The organism is Methanofollis formosanus (assembly GCF_019633745.1).
In the GTDB taxonomy this organism is placed as follows: domain Archaea; phylum Halobacteriota; class Methanomicrobia; order Methanomicrobiales; family Methanofollaceae; genus Methanofollis; species Methanofollis formosanus.
Genome location: NZ_CP037968.1, coordinates 759747 through 782505 on the forward strand (window position 1 = coordinate 759747; position 22759 = coordinate 782505).

Sequence of the window (22759 nt, forward strand, 5' to 3'; positions counted from 1 at the left end):
GGAGTGCTCAAGGCGGTCGTCACCGATCTGGACGGGACGCTCACCGACCGGAGGCGGCGGATCTCCACCGCCGCCATCGAAGCAATCCGTAACCTGGTGGACGCCGGCGTGCCGGTGGTGCTTGCAAGCGGCAACACCACCTGTTCCCTGGACATCCTCTGCAAGATGATCGGGACCGACGGGAGCATCATCGGTGAGAACGGCGGTGTCTACCGCTACCGGTTCGACGGCAAACTCCAGGTCGCCGGCCGTCAGGAGGCCTGCTGGGATGCGTACCACCGTATCGAGGAGCACTTTGCAGAAGAGGGCAAAGCCCTCACGCTTTATTCCCCGGAAAACCGTTTTGCCGACGTCGCCTTCGCGCGCACCGTCAGTCCGGCGGAGACCGCCGAGGTCATCGCCGATATGCCGGTCAGGGCCGTCGATACCGGCTTTGCGATCCATCTCCAGTACGACGGGGTTACGAAGGGATCGGCCCTCGCCGAACTGGCGGCCCTGATGGATCTCGTACCCGACGACTTCCTGGCGATCGGGGACTCGGAGAACGATACCGAGATGATCAGGCGCGCAGGCGTCGGGGCCGCCGTCGGCAACGCCGTGCCCGGCCCGATGGCCGCCGCCGAATATGTCGCAGAAAAAAAGTATGGGGAAGGCTTCGTCGAGATTGTCAGGAAATACCGGCCTTACTTTCTGGAGAGATAACGGTCGACGACGATGTAGTCGCGGGCGTCCTTGACCGCCTCAAAGGGTACGAGCATCATCTCACCGTCCATCCGGTACCCTGAAGCGTCAAAGGTGTGATCCGGTTTGACGATCAGGTCGATCACCTCCCCGCTGTCGAGGTCGACCAGCAGGTTCTTGATCTGGCCGATGAGCATACCGTCGCTGCTCATCACCTGCTTGCGCGCAAGACTCCGTGAGAAGATAGTATTCATGATTTTTCGGTGCGCTTCGTAAATATATATATCCTTTGAAAAGAAGGGAGATTTGCTTTTCCGCAGAATTCTGCGGGTGTTCACTTGAGAATCTCGGATGCCATCTTGATGTCGACCGCCTTCACAGTCTTGCGGCCGGCATGTCTGGTGAGCTTGATCGCTTCCTTCGCCATCTGAGTTCCGTATGCTTCCATGAGCGCAGCGAGCGCCTCACTTCCATCAGCGCTGACGCGCTCTGCACCGGCGTTCTTGATTATCCTGCCAACCGGAGCAATAGGTAGTTCACTCATTCTTCTTCACCTCCTCGGTCAACCCTGCCTCATTGCATTTAGGAGAGTTGAAATAACACATCCCATGATGTAGATACCAATATTTATACTTGTGGGTGTCTCAATCAGGTGACGACCCATCCATGCCACCCATATGGATGTTCTTGGGTCGCGGTCAGGGTCTTCAGGCAGGGCATACCCATCGGCCGGGTGGTTGGCAGAGAGGACCGACCGCACCGGTCGGGGGCAGAGAGGGCAGATCAGAAAAGATATTTAATAGGTTTTTTTCAAATTTCAAGCCCCCTCAAGCCACGCCACGATCACCTCAGGATCACACGAGTGAGGCGGCATCAGGACCGAACCAGACCCCGGCGAAACCCCGGGCACGAGGGAGAAGGGGGGTCGCCACCATGGATGAGAACCGGTGGGAGAGTACGCCCCGCACCTCCTGCCCGGGGGTGCGGCACCCCCCGGGTTCGGGGGCAACGTCCCGGCGCGTATGGGAAGACGAGATGATCAGGCGTGCCGCCCCTTCACAGGATCTTCACCGCCGTCTCGCGCCGGGGGGCCGTGCCCTCCAGACCCCCACGGCGAGGATAGACAGGGGCGGCGGTGAAGCGAGGTCTCCACCAGTTCTCCTGTCTTGAAAAAGAAAGAGAGCAAGCGACGTGAAATTTTCATCGCGTATGCTTGAGCCCGGCGTTCATGGTGAATTCTCCAAAGCCCCTAAAACAGAAGCCTCACACACGACTCTCCAGAGCCACTATCCAGCAAAAAAAGATCAGAGAAGGAAGACACCGATAATATCGGTCTGGGTGATGATCCCGATCGGCTTCCCGTCCTCGACGACGATCACGCGCCCGATCTCCTTCTCCTTAAAGCGCCTGATCACCTCGTAGAGTTTGTTCTCGGCCTCGACCTCGATCACGTCAGAGGTCATCGCGCGGGTCACCGGCGTCGAGGGATCGAACCCCTGATCGATGGCCTTGGCAAGGTCACTGAGCGTGACGATCCCGAGCAGATCGTCGCCGTCCATCACCGGGGCACCGTGGATGTGGTGCCTGGCAAAGATCGATGCGGCGTCCTTGAGCGTGGCGGTGGACGGCAGGGAGATGAGCGGCGAGCTCATATAATACCTGACCGACTTTTTGGGCAGGGAGATCATCTCGCCGATCGAGATGAGCAGAGAACTCTGCACCTCGTCCTTCCCGAAGACCTCACCTTTGATGAGCATCTTGTTCACCGGCGTCGGGCCGACGGTGATCTCGTCACCGATATCGAAGATCTTCACGCTCCCGATGAGTTTGATCAGGGCATGACAGATATCGGGATGACAGAGCGTGGTGAAGTCCACCTCAGCTACGTTGACGCTCTCGACTTCCACGCCGCCCCTGGAGATGGGCACCATGTACTCGCGCTCGTACTCGCCGATGTTGAGCTCCGCGTAGGCCCGCGTCGAGGGGTTGTACCCTCCCTTCGGGCCGGGGACACCGTCGACCAGTCCAAGCGCTTTGAGAGACTGCATCTGGTTTCTAACCGTTCCAGGATTGCGTTTGAGAACCTCAGCAATCTCTTCGCCTTTGATCGCGCGTGAGTGCTGATGGTAGAGAGTGATGAGTGTGATGAGTATCTCTTTCTGGATAAGGGACAAATCCATAATAGAATTAGGGACTCTTCATTAATATCTTGGTTGTGGGTGCTGTGGATTTTGAAAGAATACCGACCGTTCCGACGGCAGACGAAGTACTAGACCGCAGTTTCCGACGTGCTGCGAAAAAAATGCAGAAAAAGATGAACAAAGATCGTGCAAACGAGGAATTCGTCAGGGCCGTCTCAAGTGCGGTCCACGACCGCCTCGTCCACATCATCCAGTCGTTCCCGGTCCTTGAGGAGCAACCGCCCTTTTACCGGGACACCGTCGAGGCGCTCTTCGGGATCGAACGGCTGAAGATGGCACTCGGCAATGTAGGGTGGGCTGCGATGCACACCAAGCGGATGGGCTGGGAGCACGGCGGGACGCAGATCAGGAAGGCCGAGGACACCGCCGTGATCAGGAAGCGGGCGGTTGCCAGGATCGCCTCCATCGTCCACCAGATCGACGACGACCTGCATTTCCTCAACGAGGCCAGGAACGTCCTGCGCAAACTTCCCGACATCAAGGATGACGAGTTCACGGTGGTCATCGCCGGGTACCCGAACGTGGGCAAGTCCTCGTTCATCAACCGCATCTCCTCGGCCGAACCCGAAGTGGCCTCGTACCCGTTCACGACCAAAGGAGTGATCGTCGGCCACCGGTATGAAGGACGCAAGAGGATCCAGTTTGTCGACACCCCGGGTCTGCTCAACCGTGCGGAAGAGGAGCGCAACCCCATCGAAGAACAGGCGATCTCGGCGATCATCCATACCGCCGACCTGGTCGTCTTCATCCTCGACCCGAGCGAGTACTGCGGTTATCCGATAGAGGACCAGCGCCGCCTCCTTGATGCCATCAAGGCAAGAGTGGAGGTGCCGGTGCTCATCGTCGCCAACAAGGCCGACCTCGGCGCGGAGAGCGAGGCCGAGTACTCCATGTCGGCTCAGACCGGAAAAGGAGTAAAAGAGGTGCTCGATGTCGTCCTCTCACATTATCGGGAGCCAACCCCACGCCCCGACGAGGGCGCACCCGAGGAGGAAGCCGAGGATTGTCCCGCCGTTCAGGGGGGGGAGCCCGGCCTGCGGCCGACCTGAGAGTACAAAGTACAGCAGCACGGCCATCCCTGCGACCGATCCGACCATGGCGCCGAGCGCAGGGACCGAGAGGCCCAGGACCGTGGCGTCGGAGAGGAAGACCTGGGCCGAGACGACGAGGACCGAGGGCATGATCAGATCCCCCATGCCCATGATGAAGGCTCCCCGTTCGTCTTTCTCTTTTCCAAGGTTCACTCCTTCCTGCCGATACGAGTAACTCCGCCGTTTGGGGATGACGAAGAGGATGGGGGTTTTGAGGTCGATGATCCCCTCGGCGAGGGCGATCATGTGCTTCGTCTTGTAGACCGAGATGGCGTCGTAGACGGCCAGCAGGACGAGGAGGAGGATCACCGGGAGGATGGCGAGGGAGACCCCGAAGATCGCGGCGACCCCGGCGGCGATGAGGATGCCGAGGGTGTCGATGACGTACCACTCAGGATACAGGAAGAGGAGAGCGGTCCCGAGCGCCGCACCTCCAAGGGCGAACGGCAGTCCGAAAGTCGAAAGGCCGAGCGCAGTAACCCCAAGGCTCCAGAAAACAAAGTAGAGCGTGAGGAACACCGAGAGGGCGACAAGCGCGAGGATCACCCGTTTGCCACCCAGTTTGATGAGGACGAGCATGACCAGGGTGAAGCCGAGGAGAAGGGCGATGAAGATGAAGGGGTTTGCGACCGACGAGGGGTCTTCGAAGGCGACGACACCGGCCGCCTGCATGGGGAGGGCGAGAAAGATACCGACGGCCTCCACGAGAAGGAGCATGATCGGCATCACCAACAGAGGGATGTTATTCCTGATATCCATTGCAGACCTCTTCTAGTATCGTTAGGTTAATTAATGGTATTCTATTATCTAAAAGCATGGAGATCAGAGAAGTCTTCGTCGACATCGGCCTCACCATCGTCCTCGTGGTCTCCACCCTCACGCTGGTCTGGCGGGTCTGGCAGGACCTGACCATGGCCGTGGCGACGACGTTGATGATGCTCTCTCTCGGCGGACTCTTTCTTTCCCTCAGTTATAAGGTCTGGCGGCTTGAGGAGAGCGTCGTCTCGCGCGAGCGGACGATGAGGGTGAACATGGAGGAACTTTCCCGCACGATGGCACAGAAATATGATAACACCGTCCAGCATATCGATACGACAGTGAGCGAGATCACTCGCAGGATGTACCGATAAAAGACCACACAATGTTTTTGTGATTTTTTCATGGGCGTTGCACTCAGAGATATCATCAAGGATTACCGGCAGGAGACCGACCTCGAGGAGATGCGGGGCGTCGTGGCAGTCGATGCCTTCAATGCACTGTACCAGTTTCTTTCCATCATCAGGCAGCCCGACGGCACCCCGCTGATGGATAGGGACGGCCGGGTCACCTCCCATCTCTCGGGACTTTTCTTCAGGAACGTCAATTTCCTGGAGAAAGGGGTCAGGCCGGTCTACGTCTTCGACGGCGCGCCGCCGGAGCTGAAGAGCACGACGATCGAGAAGCGCCGGGAGGTGCGGGACGCCGCCGGCGAGGCGTGGAAAGAGGCGCTTGCGCGCGGCGACCAGGAGGAGGCCTACAAGCAGGCCAGGGCCTCGGCAAAGATCGACGCGGCGATGATCTCGTCGGCAAAACGGTTGCTCGCGCTGATGGGCATCCCGTGCGTCCAGGCGCCGAGCGAGGGCGAGGCCCAGGCGGCGTTCATGGCACAGCGGGGCGACGTCGGCGCGGCGGCCTCCCAGGACTACGACGCCCTCCTCTTCGGGGCGCCGCACCTGGTCAGGAACCTCACCATCTCAGGCAAAAGGAAGATGCGCGGCCGGACGGTGACGGTGCGCCCTGAGACGTACGACCTCCAGAGCGTTCTGGACGGGCTCTCGATCACCCGCGAGGGCCTTGTCGAGATCGGGATCCTGGTCGGGACCGACTTCAATCCCGGGATCAGGGGGGTCGGGGCGAAGACGGCCCTGAAGATCGTGCAGAAAGGGATGTTCGCCGAGACGATCTCGGAGAAGGCCCCTGAGTTCGACCCCGGACCGATCCGCAGGTTCTTCCTGGACCCGCCGGTCACCGAAGACTACCGTCTCACCTGGGAGAGCCCGGCGCGCGACGGGATCGTGGAAATGCTCTGCGAGGAGTATGCCTTCTCAGAGGGGAGGGTCGAGAGCGCGCTCGAACGCCTGGGGATGAAGACGGGGCAGAAGACGCTGGACGCGTGGTTCTGAAGTTCCGAACTTTTTTTGATTCGTCCCAAAACTCTCCGGCCTTGCTATGTGAGGGGGAGACGTTTCTGAAGTACGGTGTCGTTCAAGAGCGTGCTGCCGCCCCGCCCCTATCTTCGTCGTGGGGGGTCCGGGGGGTCTCCCCCCGCCGGGAGAGAGCAAGGAAACACGCTTTCTTCTCTTGATGGGCGGCACGGCTGATCAGTCCAGATACTTCTGGAATATGCTCCATGAAAATGATCCTGACGATCATCTCTCCGTGTTTGCATAATGGTTTGAATCCACCAAACGCTTTCTGGACTGGTACGCACATTCCAGATCCATCTTCAGAATGATCCGCCCTCTGCCTTCCCGGCCCTATCGCTATTCCGGGGGTCCGGGGGCAGTGTCCCCGGCGCGGTGTTGCGGGAAGGCACGTCGATCGGATCGGCCGCCCTCATCGCAGGATCTTTCCCGCTGTCTCGCGCCGGGGGGCGTTGCCCCCCGGAACTTCCCACGACAAGGATAGGTGAGGGGGCAATGAAGTGGTGGTCCCATGGGGTATCCTCCTGCTCGAAGGAGGAGCAAGGATCTATGCTCACACCACCCCCACAGAGTTGCGACGAAAAAAATTCATGCAATATGCCTGAGGCATGCTTTCGCCTCACCACCAATTCTCAAAACCCAAAACGTATCTATTCACACCCCGGATGATCTTTATGCGTCTGATCGCTTCATTCATCTTTCTGGTACTCATCCTCACATCGATATGCCCAACGGCTGGCACGCCCCTCTCTTTGCCGGATTCTCCCCCGAAATTTGTGGAGAGGGCACCGATGAGTACCGCCGACCTCATCCCCATCGCTCTCCTCCCGGCAGAGGACGGGGGCTACCTCCAGGTCGTCAACGCGGTCACCTACTTGCCGGAGGACGATCCGACCTCTGCAACCCTCCTCACCCGGGCTGGAGCGGATGGTTCAACTCGCTGGACTTTCTCCATAGACGGCAGACCCCGTGCCGCCGTCGCCGCCCCCGACGGCGGGTGGGTCGTCGCCGGCAGCAACCAGAGGAAAGCGTGGGCTGCAAAATTTGCCGACGACGGCACGCTCCGGTGGGAGCGCGTGAGCACGCGGGAGGATGACTCTGAAATCCTGGCAATCGCCCGCGCCGCCGACGGCGGGTTCTTCTTCGCAGGGGAACTGGACAACCAGAGTACCGAAGAAGATCAGAAGGACGAGATCTTTCTCGGACACCTCGACGCCGACGGCGTCCCCCTTCTTGAGACCTCCTGTGTCGTCCCTCAGAGCGATACCGGTGATTCTGTGACCGGTATCGCAGATGCAGGTGACACGCTCTTCATCACCACCACATCTTCGCGTATCACGACCGACCCGAATGGCACCGTGCTCTCTGTAGAGAGATGGCCACATGACTTCTCAGACGCGTTCCCTGTGCAGGACGGTTTTGTCGTTGCCGGCAGCGTGCTCCATGAGCATACGTGGGTCCGGACCCTGAAAAAAATAGATCCTGACGGCTCCATCATCTGGGAGCGACAGTATGAAGAACTGGAACCGGTAACGATCGAGGGCCTTGTCGAGGGGGCGGACGGCGAGATCGTCGCCTTCGGGACATGCTCGTACAATCGCACCTGCCCGCCCTTCACCGAATCTGTCACCGATTCCTGTGTCGTGGTGTTCGGTCCTGACGGAGAACTCTGCTGGCAGAAGACCAGCGGTTATCCCGGGATAGACATGGGCAGAGGGATCGTCACGACAGACGACGGTTATCTTCTCCTGGCTGAATATGTCACTCCCCTTGAAAAATTTGATGAATATAACCTACGGTTTCTTGCCTCCGGCACCGCCCTTGTTCCGATCGCTGGTCGTCGGTGATCCGTAGGGGAGAGGGCTCAGGGACAGGAGGTTCCAAATCCTCTCTCCACAACAGGGTACACCCTAGAACCATTTTTTCTGCTTTATTGAATCGCTCATGATAGAGAATATCAGGCGGGTCCACACCCCCGATTGCGGCGCGACCACTCTCGAATCCGTCATCCCTTCAGGAGAGCGCCGAACACCATCCTGGAACTAAAATAAAAACGACACATTTAAGGTCGATGACATAATAGTCAAATCAGACTACAGGAGAGCAGATTTACCAATTTAGTACCTTTCAACGCCCAATATTCTCAAAAATCCCTCCAAAAATGATTTCTTAAAGACTCAGCCCCTCCTGTGAACGCACTGAAGAAAAAAAGAGGACTTAACTATGAATTTAGAGCGAAAAGCATGTGTTGTGCTGCTGGTCATCGGGCTCTCTCTGATGACAGCGCCGGGTACGGCACGGGACATCGCGGTCGGCGATACCTTCTTCGCGTACGAAGAGACGGAAAACCTCGACTTCTCCGCACTCAACGAGACGGTGTTCACCGGGACCGGGGAGAGCCTCAGGTACCTGACCAGGTACGAGAAAGACAACCCCGAATATGGTCAGATGAACCAGTTCGGGCTTGTGGAGCGGGATGGGGTTCTCACGATCAGTACGGATCTGACGTCGTACGACTACGATTCTGTCGATTTCGGTACCTACTTTGCCGAGACCGCGAGTTACACCACGAACTCCAGGGTCTACCTCCGCGAACCCAAACTCTTACTCGACGTCGTCCTTGCCTCTGACAGGTCATCCTCGGTCGCCGGCAAGACCGTGACCCCGGACACCGGAATCCTCTTCAAGGTCGGTTCCGGCAGGGTCGGGACCAACTACCGGGACGGTGACGAGTATGCCCGGGTCAGGATCGAACTGAAGGCGTCGAACGGCGCCGTTTTCTCCAAGATCGGCGACGTGGACCTCACCAACCAGGATCTCACCGACTCAACAATCTTCCTTGGTGACGACGTCCACCTTGCCGACCTCGACGACGACACGTACATGGCCCGCGCCGTCTGGGACAGCCCTCGTGGTTTCTCCGACTATGCCGACTACTCCAACGGAGTGCAATTCACCATCTCTTCCATCGACCTCTCCATCGAGGCCGACAGGGAGAATGTTATCAGGAACAATGCCTTTACTGTGACCGTCCAGGAAGACCTCAAGAAGTCCTACTACCTGTACATCAAAGACGCCGGGATCCCGGCCGACCAGTACCCGTACATCAAGCCCGGTCAGTCGGGTGTGGTGCTTACCGATGGTGCATCCTTCACCGGTGCATCCGATACGGCCGCTGACGCCCTTGCCAACAGTGAGCGTGCAAAGGATGCAGGCGGTACGACCGTCGACGGTACGGCAGCGATCATCACCACCACCACCTCAGGCCTCAGGACCATCGGTATCGACACCACCGCCAGCACCGAAGACCGCTCCTTCACCATCAAGGTCGTCGACCCCGACGGCGCCACGAAGACCGACGAGGTGACGGTCACAGTCCAGAGAGGTGAAGTCACCGTCACGGCCGAGGGTGCGGGCAGTTACTACCATGGGGAGGAGATCAAACTCTGTGGGACCAACACCGACAGCGAGGAGATCTACCTCTTCATGACCGGTCCGAACATCGGCGACGGCAACGGGGTCTCGCTCGACGACCTCACCGCCTATGCTTCGAGGGGCAACTATGTCCATTGCCAGGTGGAGTCCGACGATACCTGGGGATACCGCTGGGACACCTCGAAATTTTTCGACGCCGACTCTCCTTTTGTCCTTGACTCCGGCACGTACACCCTCTATGCCGTCAGTGCCAGCGAGAACGCGGACGGGTACGTCCACAGGTCGAACCTGGATGACGTCAGGTACCAGACCATCGGTGTCTACCTCAAAAATCCGACCCTCTCTCTCGACGACATCGAGTCCAGGTTCGCCAAAGGCGGCTACCTCACCATCTCAGGCACCGCCACCGGTGCCCCTGACCATGTCGCCCTCTGGCTATTCGGAAAGAACTTCCGCATCTTCGGTGCGGAGGTGCCGGTCAGGGCCGACGGTACCTTCGAGTATACCCTCTATCGCGAGGACACCCGGATGCTCTCCAGCGGCCAGCATTATATCGTCGTCCAGCACCCGATGGCTGATCATCTCTTCAACGTCTTCCCGGTCATGCCCGACAACGCCACCGACGGCAGGATCGCCAACGACTGGTCCTCAGATATCGTCGACCTGGGAACTCTTCCCGCCTCAGACGCAGCGACCGCCCTGACCGACATGATCGAGTCCCCACACTGTTATGATATCTACCAGAAGGCCTCCTTTATGGTCGAAGAACCCTGGATCGCTATCGACCCGATCGAGAACAGGAGCGTCGGGGACCGGTTCACGATCACCGGCACCACCAACATCGCCGTCAATGATTATTTGAATTTCGACGTCTCCTCCACGTCCTTCGAGCCCTCTGAAAAGACTTCGTACTATGATCCCTTCTCCCATGCTTCCGGATGGGTCTGGATCGACGAGGGCACCGATCGCAACCGGTGGTCCTGCGAGATTGACACGAAAACGTTCCAGCCGGACACATACTCTTTCATTATCGAGTCGGTGGACAACGATGTCTCACGAAGCGCCACCTTCACCCTGGAGGGAGATTCGTATCTGCCGCCCGAGCCTTCGGGCGGGAACTATAGGGTATTTCTCTATTCTTCTCCGTTCCCGGACCGCATCAATGCCGGCGAGAGCGTTCTGGTAGAGGGGGTGCTTGACCTGAAGGACGCGGGTGACTACACCTTCCCTGATGACGAAAGCCTTGAATTCTACTCCGAACTGGAGGATCTGACATGGAGTTATAACCTCAAGGTGAACGGCAGGAACCTCTTCATTGATCCAAAGAAATCTTCATCCAGGTATCTCCGTCTCTCGGGATGGGACCTCGCGTACAAAGCAGGATCCAACAACGTCAGGATCGAGATCAGTCTGAACGGCAACGCCCCTGCAACCTCCTCCCCCCATGATCAGACCCTCTTCAGAGTCAGACAGATGGACGGCAACGAAACCCTGGTAGAAGGGAGCGAGTATATCCTCCGCTTCACCCCCTCAGGGGGAACGCCGCCGGTGACGACCGCCATACCCCTCTCCACCGGATGGAACTTCGTCTCTATCCCCAGGAACCTGGCAACTGGCAGCGACACCGCCGCCATCTTCGCCGCCGTCGATACCGCCGATCACTCGGTCCTCAGGTACGACACCGCCTCCGGCACCTGGTCGGCCCTGAAAGCCGACGACCCCCTCAGGCCGCTTGAGGGCTACTGGATCTACTCGACCACGGCCACGACCATCCCCCTCACCTACTCCACCGCCTCGGTGCAGCCGCCCTCCGAACGCGCGCTGACGGCCGGGTGGAACGCCGTCGGACTCTCGGAAACCAGGCCCGCGGCCGCACGAGACGCCCTTCTTTCCCTGAAAGACACATGGACCACCCTCATCGGGTTCGACAGGATGAACCAGCAGTACGAGACCTCGATCATCAGGGGCGGCAGCGGCATCCACAGCGACAGCAGAGAGATGCTGCCGGCGAAGGGATACTGGCTTTACATGACCGAAAACGGCACACTCTGCGCGATCGGGGCGTGAGGAGGGGAAGCATGATATCATCCATCAGTCCTGCAAAGGGACTCCTCCTCTGCCTCTTCCTCGCCGCGGTATGCATCGTCCCGGCCGCGGCGGACGACATGCCTGTTTTTCCGCAGGAGGTCTACGGGTCGGTGACCTGCGGAGAGACCCCCGCGCCGGTCGGAACCATCGTCACCGCCCATATCGACGGCACGGTCTGCGGGAGGTTCGCCCTGCAGGAGGCCGGGACCATGGGGGGCCCCGGGATCTTTCATGACCGTCTGGTCATCTCCAGCGAGGATGCGGGTGCAACCGTCAGATTCAGGGTGAACGGCGAACCCGCCGAGGAAGAACTGACCTTTACCCCCGGCGCCGTCACCCGCTTCAATCTCACGGCACCGGAGAGCGCTCTCGTCCCGTCGGGAACCCATGCCGCCTTCACCGCCTCGCCCACCCTCGGCGTGGCTCCGTTCGAGGTCAGGTTCACCGATCTCTCGACCGGCGACGTGACGACATGGTCCTGGGACTTCGGCGACGGCACCGGGTCGACCGAGCAGGACCCGGTCCACACCTACCGGTCCTCAGGCATCTACACCGTCAGCCTCACCGTGAACAGCGATGAGGACACCGCGACGAAACCGGTATATATCAACGTCCTGCCGATCCTTCTCGGTGACGCCAACGACGACGGGACCATCGATCAGGCCGACACGCTCAGGGTGCTCAAGGAAGTCGTCGGCCTGACCGAGAAGCCGGAACCCAACAGCGCCGTCTTCCGGCAGACCGACGTCCACGCCAACGAGGTCATCGAGATCGGCGACGCCCTCTATATCGCCCAATACAACGTGGGGCTGCGGGATCCGTGGTTCAAAGAGATCACGGCCTCCTGACGGCCAGAATATCTTTTTTTGGGCTCTGCAGAAAACATCCTCTTTTCATCACCTCAACCCCTCTGTGAACTGAATCCATCGCCTTCCCTCCTGCTCACGCCGGGGGCTCCGCCCCCGGACCCCCTGGATAAAGATTGGAGTGGAAGGCGGAGAAATGACCCTGAAAGGGAGGTTGCAGTCCTCCGCTTATCGCTCGCGCGGGGGCAGGGTGGCGGCCAGCCCCCCGTCGAAGAGAACCATCAAGATGATTTCTACAAAGCCTTTATTTGGCTCTGTTGAATTGGGCATGAGAAGAGCACGCCTCAGGTACACGGGATGAAAATTCCTGTGGATCTCAAGGGTGTACACGAATCCTTTCTTTCCTCTGGAGCCTGACAACAGGTGGGAACATCGCTTCATCGCCGCCCTTCGGCTATCTTCGTCGTGGGGGGTCCGGGGGGTTTCCCCCCGGCGCGAGATGACGGTGAAGATCCTGTGATCGGGGGCGGCACGTTCTGATCATCACGCCTTCCCACACGCTTACGCCGGGGGCTCTGCCCCCGGAACCCCCGGGACGAAGATAGGGGCGGCCAGCCCCCCGCAAAGAGAGCCATCCAGAGCATTTCTACAAAGCCCGATTAAAAAATCTAAGAGGCGGTGCTCCCGAAATCCCCCACGATCCGGACTTTTCTGCCGCCATTTTCAGGGGTGTACCGGGGGTTCATGGCCTCCGACATTACCCCGAGTCATATAGCCGATCTACGGGCCTTGAGAGGCCCGGTTTCTCCCACGCATCGGAGGAAATACGGCCCCTATAGCCAGATCCATAAAGAAGCCCGATCCGGGCTCGTATCGGGGAGTCTGTGCCAGGATCCGGGGGCGATATGGTCGTATTTGAGGGCGGGTCCGCCGTGGCGAAATCCTGATCCCCTCATCATGAAGATAGGGGCCGGCACCCAGCAAAAAAAAAGAGAGCGGATCAGAGTCGCTTCCAGATATAGACGATCCGCTGCAGGGCGGTATAATGCCCGAGCACCCCGAAGATGACCAGGAGCCAGCCGAGGTACGGCATCCCGTACACCGGCGCCGCAAAGACGAGGTCCAGGACACCGGCGATGATGAGGAGCACCAGGCGGTCGGCCCGGCCCAGGATCCCGCCGTAGTACCTGCCCACCCCGAGGGCCTGGGCCTGGGTGCCCATGTACGAGGACATCAGCACGCCGGTGAGGGCGAAGACGCCGACCTGCCAGGAGGCCGCGCCGCCTGCGAAGATCCCGGTGATGATGACGATATCGGCGTACCGGTCGGAGACATGGTCGATGAAGTCGCCGCGCAGACTTGCGATCTCGAGTTCGCGGGCGAGCGCCCCGTCCAGCGCGTCGAAGACGGCGTTGACCGCAACCAGCAGGACACCCCAGGCGACCTCGCCGTAGTAAAAGGCGACGCCCGCCGCGAAGGCCGCGACCAGCGCGCCGACCGAGAAGAAGTTCGGCGTAAGCCCCAGGCGTTTCGACCCCGCGATCGCCGGGGTGAGAAGGCCGGCGACATAGGGGCGGAGGCGATCGAGGGTCATAGCCCCTCCATGAGATAGGAGGACCAGTCGATCGTCCCGACAGACGGGGCGACCGTGCCGTCCATGAAGCCCTCGACGAGGTCGGCGACATCCTCAGGACCAAGGGCGGTGACGTCCACCTCGAGCACCCGCTCCGCCGGGAAAAGGTCCAGCGTCTCGATCAGGATAACGTCCAGGGCCTCGGCCTCCGCGTTCTCCCGCACCTTCTCGCGGGCATAGCCGCGCGCCGCCAGTCGCTCTTCCAGGAGAGCGGGGCGGCAGCGGAGCACCACGATCCGATCGCAGGGGAGGAGGTGGGCGAGGTGGCCCTCCACCACCCCATCGACCGGTTCAAAGGCCGCCGCCCATGCCTCGGCGTCCACGACCCGCGTGTCCCGCTCAGGGTCGTCACCGAGGACGAAAGGCCCGACCGTCTCGGTGGTATGCACCACCCGGCGGCCGCGCCCGGCCAGCACCGCCGCCACCGTGCTCTTCCCGGTGCCCGGCGTCCCGGTGATCCCGACCATCATCGCAGATCCCTGACCTTCTCAAGAAAGAGCTCGTTCTCCCAGTCTGCCCCGATGCTGACCCTGATATACCGGTCTTCAAGCCCGGGGAAACTCCGGCACGACCTGACGACGACTCCACCCGCAGCAAGCCGCTCCATCGCCTCGTCTCCCTTCATGGGCGCCACGTCGATGAGGATGAAGTTCGCCTCAGACGGGGCCACCGGCAGGGGAATCTCGGCCATAAAACGATCTCTCCATCTCCTGACATGCGCCACGACCTCATGAATGTGTGCCCGGTCGGCAAGCGCCGCCTCCGCCGCAGCAAGGGCGACACTGTTCACCGCAAAGGGCGTGGCCGCCTGCTCCAGGTGAGGAGCAAGCCATTCGGGGACGAAGGCATACCCGAAGCGCAGGCCAGCAAGCGAGTAGGCCTTGGACATCGTCCGCCCCTCGATGAGATGGTCGTACTCCCGCATCAGCGGGCGGTAGTCCACGTCAGAGAACTCGATATACGCGTTGTCCAGGAAGAGGAGACAGTCGGTCCGGTCCAGGATCTCACGCACCACGTCGACCGGCACGACGTTGCCGGTGGGGTTGTTCGGCGTGCAGAGGAAGGCAAGTTTTGCCCCCTGGCAGGCCTCGACGAACCGATCCGGATCGACCGAGAAGTCGGGCTCACGCGGGACCTCGACGACCTCCGCACCCTGTGCGGCGGCGGTCAGGTTGTAGAAGGAGAAGGTCGGGGTGGAGATGACGACACGGTCGCCGGGTTCCACCACGGTGCGCACGACGGTCTCGATCACGCCGTCCATGCCGTTGCCGATGAGGAACGCATGATCGCCGTGAAGCCGCCGGAGGGCCACCGTCACCGCCGCGGCCCGTGCCGCCGGGTAGCGGTTCCCTTCCTTCAGGGCCGAGAGCCCTGCGGCGATGACCGCCTCAGAAGGAGAAGCGGGGTTTTCGTTGCTGGCAAGCCGCGCCACCCTCGAAAGCCCCTGCTCGCGCGCGATCTCCTCCGCGCTCTTTGCAAAGACGTACCCGCCTGCTGTAGCGTAACAGCGCCTAACGACCGAGCGCCTCATTGATCACACCGACGGCCGCGTCGATCTCCTCATCGGTGATGACAAGGGGCGGCACGAGCCTGATGTTCCCGTCGGCCGCGCAGTTGACGATCACCCCATGCTCGGCACAGTACTGCTGCACCTCGGCACAGCGCTCGCCGACCGTGAACCCGATCATCAGTCCCACCTGCCTGGGGTTCCAGGCGGCAAGCCCATCGGCGAAGCGTGCGCCTTTCGCCGGGATCGACGGGAGAAGTTCCTCGATCACGCTGATCGTCGCCCGTGCGGCGGCGCAGGCGAGCGGTCCGCCGGCGAAGGTGCTCCCATGTTCGCCGCCCTTGAACTCAAGTCCCTTGCGGGCGACCAGCGCACCCATCGGGAACCCGCTGGCGATCCCCTTGGCCAGCGTGAGGATGTCGGGTTGCGCCTGCGTGTGCTGGAACGCAAACCACTTCCCGGTCCGTCCCATCCCGGTCTGGACCTCGTCGACGATCATCAGGGCGCCGTGCCGGTCGCAGCACGCCCTGATCCCTTCGAGGAAACCTTCGGGTGCGGGGATGACCCCTGACTCTCCCTGGATGGCCTCGACGATCACGCCGGCGACATCGCCGTCGAACGCCCGCTCGAGGGCGTCGAGATCGCCGTACTCGACGAAGGTGCATGCAGGTTCAAGGGGCTCGAACGGTTCCCTGATCGCCGGTTTGTGGGTGACCGCGAGCGACCCCATCGTCCGCCCATGGAAACTGTGCGTGAAGGCGACGAACTTCTTCCTGCCGGTGGCAAGACGGGCAAGTTTGATCGCCCCTTCGTTCGCCTCGGCGCCGGAGTTCGAGAAGAAGGCCTTCCCCCCGACAAGACCGGAGATCTCCACGACCTTCTCGGCGAGTTCGGCCTGGTGCGGGACATAGAAGAGGTTCGAGCAGTGGATCAGTTCGTGCGCCTGCTCACAGATCGCCTCCACCACCGTCGGGTGGCAGTGGCCGGTGCTGCAGACAGCGATCCCGGCGACACAGTCGATATATTCGCGCCCTTCCGCGTCCCAGAGACGGGCCCCCTGCCCGCGCACGATCTCGGTCGTGCGCGAGAAGGCGGGCATATAGTAGCGGGCGTCCAGTTCCCGATAGTTTTCTGCTAACTCCATACCGTCATCATCTCATTCGTATTCGATAGTCGCAGGGGGCTTGGGGGTGATATCGTAGACCACCCGCGAGACCTCGGCGATCTCGGAGGCGATCCGGCCGGCGATCCTGACCAGGTCGTCGAAGGGCACCTCCAGCGGGTCGGCGGTCATGCCGTCGCGCGAGTTGACTGCCCTGACAGCGACGACCCAGCCGAAACACCTGATGTCGCCCTTGACCCCGGTACCACGGCCGAGGAGCGCTGCAAAGCACTGCCAGGGCTGGTAGCGCTCGACGAGTTCGTCCTCCACGATGGCGTTCGCCTCACGGACGACCGCGATCTTATCCGGGGTCACCTCGCCGAGCACCCGCACCGCAAGCCCGGGGCCGGGGAAGGGCATCCTGTGCTGGATCTCGGCCGGCAGGCCCACGCCGCCGGCGACCTCGCGGACCTCGTCCTTGTACAGGTCGCGCAGGGGCTCGATCACCTTCTCGAACATCATGTCGAGAGGCATGCCGCCGACATTGTGGTGGCTCTTGATCCCGCCCTCGCTCTCGATCCGGTCGGGATAGATGGTACCCTGCAGGAGGTACTTCGCGCCGGTGGCCTTCGCCTCGCGCTCAAAGATCCTGATGAACCGCTCGCCGATGACCTTTCTCTTCTCTTCGGGATCGACGATCCCCTTCAGCGCCGCGAAGAACTCGTCGGCGGCGTTGACTCTCTTCACGCCGATATCACAGAAGACCTCGCAGATCCGCTCGCTCTCGCCCTTGCGCATCAGGCCGGTGTCCACATAGATGGGGATCAGGTTCTCCCCGATCGCCCGTGCCGCCAGCATCGCGCAGACCGAGGAGTCCACACCGCCGGAGAGCGCGACGACGACCTTCTCGTCCCCTGCCTCCCGTTTGATCTCATCGACTGCGCGCTCGATAAACTGCTCTACCTTGACCATTGCTCAACCTCTTTTTACTGGTGTTTCTGGTTCTTGTGTTCCATGCACGCCTTCACAAACCCGACATACGGCGGGGACGGCCTCGTCGGTCTCGACCTGAACTCCGGGTGGAACTGGGTCGCAAAGAAGAACGGGTGGGAGGGGAGTTCCAGGATCTCCATCCTGTTCCCGTTCGTCCCTGAAAAGACCAGACCGCCCTCTTTGAGTTCCTCGATATACCCGGGGTTCACCTCATAGCGGTGACGGTGCCGTTCGGTGATGTCCTTCTTCTGGTAGAGACTCCAGGCCCTGGTCCCCTGCGCCACTTCGACCGGATAGTTGCCGAGACGCATCGTCCCGCCGAGGTCGGTCACCTCCTCCTGCTCAGGGAGGATGGCGATCACCTGGGTGCCCTCGCCGAACTCCTCCGAGATCGCGTCCTCGTAGCCGAGGACGTCACGCGCGAACTCCACAACCGCCATCTGGAAACCCAGACAGATCCCGAGGAAGGGGATCTGGTTCTCTCTGGCGTACCTGACCGCAGCGATCTTGCCGGGCACCCCGCGCTTCCCGAACCCGCCGGGGATCAATACTCCATCCACTTCGGCGAGTTCTGCAGACTCATAGGTCTCGGCATCCAGCCACCTGATCTGCACCTCGGCCGAGAGGGACCGGCCGGCGTGCTTGAGGGCCTCCTTGATGGAGAGATAGACGTCCTCGATCCCGTACTTGGTGACGATCCCGATGGTCACCCGGTTGGTATAGTCCTCGGTGACGGTGCGGTACCACTCGGCGTCCACGCCGCGCTTTTCCAGGTCGAGGAGGTCGAGGACGACGTTGGCGGCCCCTTCCTTCTCAAGTTCCATCGGAACATGGTAGATGTCCGGGGCATCGGCCGCACTGACGACCGCGTTGAGCGGGACGTCGCAGAAGTCGGAGATCTTGCGGCGCGAGTGCATCGGAAGAACCCGGTCGCTCCGGCAGACGATGATGTCGGGACGCAGCCCGAGTTCGCGCAGCGCCTTGACCGAGTGCTGCGTCGGTTTGGTCTTGAGGTCGCCCATCGTGTCGGCCGGGACCAGGGTTACGTGCACCAGGGCCGTGTCATGCGGCGGGAGTTCGCCGCGCATCTGGCGCACCGCTTCGAGGAAAGGCATCGACTCGATGTCGCCGACCGTACCGCCGACCTCGACGAGGCAGACTTCTGCCCGGTGGCCGTTGTTCTCGAACTCCTCGGCCGTCCTGGTGATGCATGCCTTGATCTCGTCGGTGATGTGCGGGATGATCTGGACGGTCCCGCCCAGAAAGTCGCCCCGCCGTTCCTTCTCGATGACGCTCTTGTAGATCTTGCCGGTGGTGATGTTGTGGTTGCTCGTCAACTCGATGTCAAGAAAACGCTCGTAGTTGCCGAGGTCAAGGTCCACCTCGCCGCCATCGCTGAGCACGAAGACCTCCCCGTGCTGTGCAGGGTTCATGGTGCCGGCATCGATGTTCAGATAGGGATCGATCTTGATCGCCGTGACCTGATAGCCACGGTTCTTCAGGATCCTTCCGATCGATGCCGCCGTTATACCCTTGCCAAGGCCACTCATTACGCCGCCAGTAACGAATATATACTTCAAAACAAATTCCCCGCGGATATCGTCGTACCCATATCTATCTCATCAGGGGATTATAGTTGTTCGGCTACGGTGAACTGACGCTCTCCTGCACATCCCTTTTCCGTTGGCAAGACCGCGAGACGGCGCTTGATCTCTGCCATCTCATGAGCTGTGAAAACCCGTGCAACCCCCCAACTATCGCCAGGGGTGATGAACGTTTCATGACCTTGCACGAAGTCGATCTCATCCATGGGGATCCCGGCGGTGTCGGTCCATGATCCGACAAATGCCCTGGTTCATCTTCAGGGGAAAGCACGTCAGCGGCGCGTCAGGAACATGAGGTCGCCACGAAAAAGCGCCAGGACGATCGAGACTCTGCCCTCTCTCGCAGAGCGATCGCCGGGGACGGCGGGTTGCTCGATTTCTGGCCGTTCCCCCTGTCGCAAGGAGGCGGATCGAGGATCCTTCCGCGCCCCGGAGGACTGCGATGAGGGCTGCACATAGGCGGAGGATAGCAATACCCTCTTCATGGTCGTTGATGGTGCCTTCCCACCCCTATCTTCATCCCGGGGGTCCGGGGGCAGCGCCCCCAGCGCGATTGATATGGGAAGGCGTGATGATAGGTGTGGGGACTGATGCGAGATCAAAATGGCCGCCCCCAATCGTCGAGATTTCCCTGCCATCTCGCGCCGGGGGGGGGCGTGCCCCCCGGACCCCCACGACGAAGATAGCCGAGGGGCGGCATGATGCTCGACTTCGATTCACTCCTCGAACACAAGGAGGAGGATCAAGAATCGATCCCGTTCTGAGATGATATTTTCATCCCGTATGCTTGAGGCGTGCTTTCCCCTCATGAAAAATTCTACACGATCCGGAGATCCGCGTTCTCAGCCCTCCCTCTTCTCCGGCCCCATCACCGCGAACGACGCGGTGGTCCTGGCGAGCACCTGCCCCTCCTGATCGGAGACCTCGCCCTCCACGAAGATCACCCGGCGTCCTCTTCTCACCACCTCGCCCCTGGCCCTGAGCGTTCCGTCCCGCACGCCTGCAAAGAAACTCGTCGTCTCGGAGATCGTGGCGATCCGCTCGTCCTCCCCGAGGAGCGTGATGATGGCGAGGGCCATCGCCTCGTCTGCCAGGGCGGTGTAGACGCCGCCCTGCAGCCACCCGGCCCCATTGCGCATCTCCGGCCTGACGGTCATCGAGAGTTCGGCCCGGCCGTCCCCATATGAGACGGGATCGATCCCCATCAGGCCAAAAAAGGGATTGGCATCCCGGCCCCTCGCCTTGATCTCATCGAGATAACCCATGCTCCTGATCTCGCCTCGGGCCCGGATAATCCTTCTCACCGGTGGAAAAATGCCATATGGAAGGACTTCCTTCTCTTCACCATGGACACCGAAGAGAAAGAGATGTTCAAAGACCTGTTGTGGCTCAACGCCGTCATCGCAACCGAATTGATCCAGATCACCGAGAACACCTCTCAGATCCTCAGGAAACAGCCCCCACCGGACGCATGTCTGCGCGAGCACGGAGAAATGCGCGAGACCGCGATTGCAATCGCGGAAAAGTACCGCCCGGGCACGGCCCTCCCCGCCCACCTGCGCGGCCACCAGTGAATCCGCCGTGGGAGAGATGAGGAGGAAGGCGTGAAACCGAAAGCCACGTCGGAGGCCTGACCTTTTCTCTCTATCGTGACAGGACAACGGACACGAACACCGCCCCGTGCCGTCCCCCGTCCTATCCTTTCGCGAGATGGCAGAACAGATCCGGAGGTCATCCCAAAACTCTTCGGCCTTGATATGTGACGAGAAGACGTTTCAGAAGTACGGCTTCGTTCAAGAGATTGCTGCCGCCCCTTGGCTATCTTCGTCGTGGGGGGTCCGGGGGGTCTCCCCCCGGCGGGAGAGAGCAAGGAAACACGCTTTCTTCTCTCGGTGGGCGGCACGGCTGATCAGTCCAGATACTTTTGGGATATGCTCCCGGTGAAGGGGGACGGCATGGTTGGGGATCGTCATGCCGTTTTGTTTTTATGACCCCGGAGATAGAACCTGGACGGAAGAGTAGCGATCATCACTCCACGGGCTCATGCATGATGCCGTCCTCTGTCCTATCGTCTCGCGAAATGGCGGAACAGGTTCGGTGATGAGGGGACGGCACATCTGATCACCACGCCGTTCTGTTGGCATGACCCCGAAGATTGGAGTGGGACGGAAGAGGCGATCATCATTCAACAGGATCACGCGTGGCGCCGTCCCCGTCCTATCCTTTCGCGAAACGGCAAAAAAGTTCATGTAAAGGGGGGACGGCATCGTGGTCTGATCGTTACACTGTCCTGTATTCATGACCCCGAAGATAGACCACAAACGGGGAAGCGCGGATCGATTTTCAGTGAGAACACGCGCCCGTGCCGTCCCCTGGCTATCCTTTCGCGAGATGGCAGACCAGTCCGTGCGATTGAAGGCGGCGGCATGTTCTGATCAGTCCGCTTTCCTTTAAGCATGACCCCGAAGATAGACCACAAACGGAGGGCGGTCGATCTTTGTCGACGTCCCCCGCACTATCCCCTCGCGAAATGGCAGGAAAGATTCGATAACGGGGGGACGGCATGGCTGATCATTATGCTGTCCTGTTCTCATGACCCCGAAGATAAACTCTGGATGGTAATGGGCTGATCTATTTTAGCGGGATCACACATGGTGCCGTCCCCTGTCCTATCCCTTCGCGAGACGGCAGGAAAGATTCGATGATGAGGGGACGGCACAATGATCACCTCACTCCCCGTCGTCATGGCCCCTCAGATAGGAATGCCCGACCGCTCCCGTCACAGAGAACCATCATGAGGACTTCTTCGGACGAATCCACGAACACCCTTCACGCGTCCCCTCCCTTCATCACAAGAATAAAGTTATGAGAAACGCTCGCCCAACTACTGCTATGAAACTCGTACTCGCAATTGCGCCTGACAAGTTCCGCGACGAAGAATTCGAGGTACCGCAGAAGGTCTTCTCAGAAGCAGGAGTCGAAATGGTGGTCGCCTCCACCAGGGCAGGCACCTGCCAGGGGATGGTCGGGGCGATGGCAGAGGCGACGGCCGCCTTCGCCGACCTGAACCCTGCAGAGTACGACGGCATCGTGGTGGTGGGGGGCATCGGGTCGCAGGACCATCTCTGGACCGATGCCGACCTGAAAGGGTTCGTGCAGGAGTGTGCGAAGGCCGGGAAGGTCGTCGCAGCGATCTGTCTCTCTCCGGTCGTCCTGGCCCGCGCCGGCGTCCTGAACGGAAAGAGGGCAACGGTCTTCAAAAGTCCTGCTTCGGTACAGGAGATGGAACGGGGCGGGGCGACACTCGTGGAAGAGGGCGTCGTCACCGACGGGATGATCGTAACGGCCAACGGACCGGCGGTCGCCGGGGTGTTCGCGGAGGCTGTTCTCTCGGCTCTCTCCAGATAAACAGAGCGGCTGACCCCCTTGCAAGGG

22 protein-coding genes are annotated in these 22759 nt (G+C 60.6%); 9 read left to right on the forward strand and 13 right to left on the reverse strand.

Annotated elements, in window-relative coordinates:
• The first annotated feature begins 3 nt into the window (after positions 1-3).
• Entirely contained in the window at positions 4-702 is a 699-nt protein-coding gene (locus tag E2N92_RS03340) for a phosphoglycolate phosphatase (protein WP_220682285.1), read from the forward strand.
• On the opposite strand, the gene E2N92_RS03345 is transcribed toward E2N92_RS03340, so the two are convergent.
• The 3 genes from E2N92_RS03345 to E2N92_RS03355 all read right to left on the reverse strand — a co-directional run bounded on the left by E2N92_RS03345 (position 684) and on the right by E2N92_RS03355 (position 2861).
• Positions 684-935: a PRC-barrel domain-containing protein gene (locus E2N92_RS03345; protein WP_220682286.1), complete on the reverse strand. Its 252-nt coding sequence runs from the start codon at positions 933-935 to the stop codon at positions 684-686. The two genes, E2N92_RS03340 and E2N92_RS03345, sit on opposite strands and share 19 nt — an antisense overlap.
• 80 nt (positions 936-1015) lie before the next feature.
• Positions 1016-1225 carry a histone family protein gene (locus E2N92_RS03350; protein ID WP_220682287.1) on the reverse strand — a complete coding sequence of 70 codons (210 nt, stop codon included), beginning with the start codon at positions 1223-1225 and terminating at the stop codon, positions 1016-1018.
• Positions 1226-1985: 760 nt separating this feature from the next.
• The gene (locus E2N92_RS03355; RefSeq protein ID WP_220682288.1) at positions 1986-2861 is read right to left on the reverse strand and encodes a CBS domain-containing protein; all 876 of its coding nucleotides are present in this window, start codon (positions 2859-2861) and stop codon (positions 1986-1988) included.
• A gap of 44 nt (positions 2862-2905) precedes the next feature.
• Here E2N92_RS03355 and E2N92_RS03360 point away from each other — a divergent pair, with 44 nt between their 5' ends.
• A complete protein-coding gene (locus E2N92_RS03360; RefSeq protein WP_220682289.1) occupies positions 2906-3931 on the forward strand; it encodes an NOG1 family protein in 1026 nt (341 codons plus the stop codon).
• On the opposite strand, the gene E2N92_RS03365 is transcribed toward E2N92_RS03360, so the two are convergent.
• Complete coding sequence (locus tag E2N92_RS03365) at positions 3824-4732, reverse strand: presenilin family intramembrane aspartyl protease PSH (protein ID WP_220682290.1); 909 nt, start codon at positions 4730-4732, stop codon at positions 3824-3826. The two genes, E2N92_RS03360 and E2N92_RS03365, sit on opposite strands and share 108 nt — an antisense overlap.
• 56 nt (positions 4733-4788) lie before the next feature.
• Here E2N92_RS03365 and E2N92_RS03370 point away from each other — a divergent pair, with 56 nt between their 5' ends.
• Together E2N92_RS03370 and fen are read left to right on the forward strand one after the other, a co-directional pair.
• Positions 4789-5103, forward strand: coding sequence for a hypothetical protein (locus E2N92_RS03370; RefSeq protein ID WP_220682291.1), 315 nt, complete (start codon positions 4789-4791; stop codon positions 5101-5103).
• A gap of 30 nt (positions 5104-5133) precedes the next feature.
• Entirely contained in the window at positions 5134-6135 is a 1002-nt protein-coding gene (gene fen, locus E2N92_RS03375; protein WP_220682292.1) for a flap endonuclease-1, read from the forward strand.
• A 640-nt stretch (positions 6136-6775) separates the two neighbouring features.
• On the opposite strand, the gene E2N92_RS03380 is transcribed toward fen, so the two are convergent.
• Positions 6776-6967 (reverse strand): hypothetical protein, encoded by a 192-nt coding sequence (locus E2N92_RS03380; RefSeq protein WP_220682293.1) that lies wholly within the window; start codon positions 6965-6967, stop codon positions 6776-6778.
• On the opposite strand from E2N92_RS03380, the gene E2N92_RS03385 reads away from it, so the two are divergent.
• The 3 genes from E2N92_RS03385 (at position 6948) to E2N92_RS03395 (ending at position 12527) form a co-directional block, all read left to right on the forward strand.
• A complete protein-coding gene (locus E2N92_RS03385) occupies positions 6948-8003 on the forward strand; it encodes a hypothetical protein (RefSeq protein WP_220682294.1) in 1056 nt (351 codons plus the stop codon). The genes E2N92_RS03380 and E2N92_RS03385 overlap by 20 nt on opposite strands.
• 376 nt (positions 8004-8379) lie before the next feature.
• Entirely contained in the window at positions 8380-11658 is a 3279-nt protein-coding gene (locus E2N92_RS03390) for an MEMAR_RS02690 family S-layer glycoprotein (RefSeq protein ID WP_220682295.1), read from the forward strand.
• Positions 11659-11669: 11 nt separating this feature from the next.
• A complete protein-coding gene (locus E2N92_RS03395) occupies positions 11670-12527 on the forward strand; it encodes a PKD domain-containing protein (protein ID WP_220682296.1) in 858 nt (285 codons plus the stop codon).
• 958 nt (positions 12528-13485) lie between these two features.
• Here the strand turns inward: E2N92_RS03395 and E2N92_RS03400 are convergent.
• The 8 genes from E2N92_RS03400 to E2N92_RS03435 form a co-directional block, all read right to left on the reverse strand.
• Complete coding sequence (locus tag E2N92_RS03400) at positions 13486-14079, reverse strand: CDP-alcohol phosphatidyltransferase family protein (RefSeq protein ID WP_220682297.1); 594 nt, start codon at positions 14077-14079, stop codon at positions 13486-13488.
• Positions 14076-14588, reverse strand: coding sequence for an adenylate kinase family protein (locus tag E2N92_RS03405; RefSeq protein ID WP_220682298.1), 513 nt, complete (start codon positions 14586-14588; stop codon positions 14076-14078). Before E2N92_RS03405 ends, E2N92_RS03400 begins: the two co-directional genes overlap by 4 nt.
• Positions 14585-15649 carry a histidinol-phosphate transaminase gene (hisC, locus tag E2N92_RS03410; protein WP_220682299.1) on the reverse strand — a complete coding sequence of 355 codons (1065 nt, stop codon included), beginning with the start codon at positions 15647-15649 and terminating at the stop codon, positions 14585-14587. The genes E2N92_RS03405 and hisC overlap by 4 nt, the downstream gene beginning before the upstream one ends.
• Positions 15630-16769, reverse strand: coding sequence for an aspartate aminotransferase family protein (locus E2N92_RS03415; RefSeq protein WP_220682300.1), 1140 nt, complete (start codon positions 16767-16769; stop codon positions 15630-15632). Before E2N92_RS03415 ends, hisC begins: the two co-directional genes overlap by 20 nt.
• A 12-nt stretch (positions 16770-16781) precedes the next feature.
• On the reverse strand, positions 16782-17699 hold the full coding sequence (gene guaA, locus E2N92_RS03420) for a glutamine-hydrolyzing GMP synthase (RefSeq protein ID WP_220682301.1): 918 nt from the start codon (positions 17697-17699) through the stop codon (positions 16782-16784).
• Between the two features lie 14 nt (positions 17700-17713).
• Positions 17714-19300, reverse strand: coding sequence for a CTP synthase (gene pyrG / locus E2N92_RS03425; protein ID WP_220682302.1), 1587 nt, complete (start codon positions 19298-19300; stop codon positions 17714-17716).
• 50 nt (positions 19301-19350) lie between these two features.
• Positions 19351-19530 (reverse strand): hypothetical protein, encoded by a 180-nt coding sequence (locus E2N92_RS03430; RefSeq protein WP_220682303.1) that lies wholly within the window; start codon positions 19528-19530, stop codon positions 19351-19353.
• A gap of 636 nt (positions 19531-20166) precedes the next feature.
• Positions 20167-20589, reverse strand: coding sequence for a PaaI family thioesterase (locus E2N92_RS03435; protein WP_220682304.1), 423 nt, complete (start codon positions 20587-20589; stop codon positions 20167-20169).
• Between the two features lie 81 nt (positions 20590-20670).
• Here E2N92_RS03435 and E2N92_RS03440 point away from each other — a divergent pair, with 81 nt between their 5' ends.
• Positions 20671-20898 carry a hypothetical protein gene (locus E2N92_RS03440; RefSeq protein WP_220682305.1) on the forward strand — a complete coding sequence of 76 codons (228 nt, stop codon included), beginning with the start codon at positions 20671-20673 and terminating at the stop codon, positions 20896-20898.
• A 1318-nt stretch (positions 20899-22216) separates the two neighbouring features.
• Positions 22217-22732: a DJ-1/PfpI family protein gene (locus E2N92_RS03445; RefSeq protein WP_220682306.1), complete on the forward strand. Its 516-nt coding sequence runs from the start codon at positions 22217-22219 to the stop codon at positions 22730-22732.
• The last annotated feature ends 27 nt before the right edge of the window (positions 22733-22759 follow it).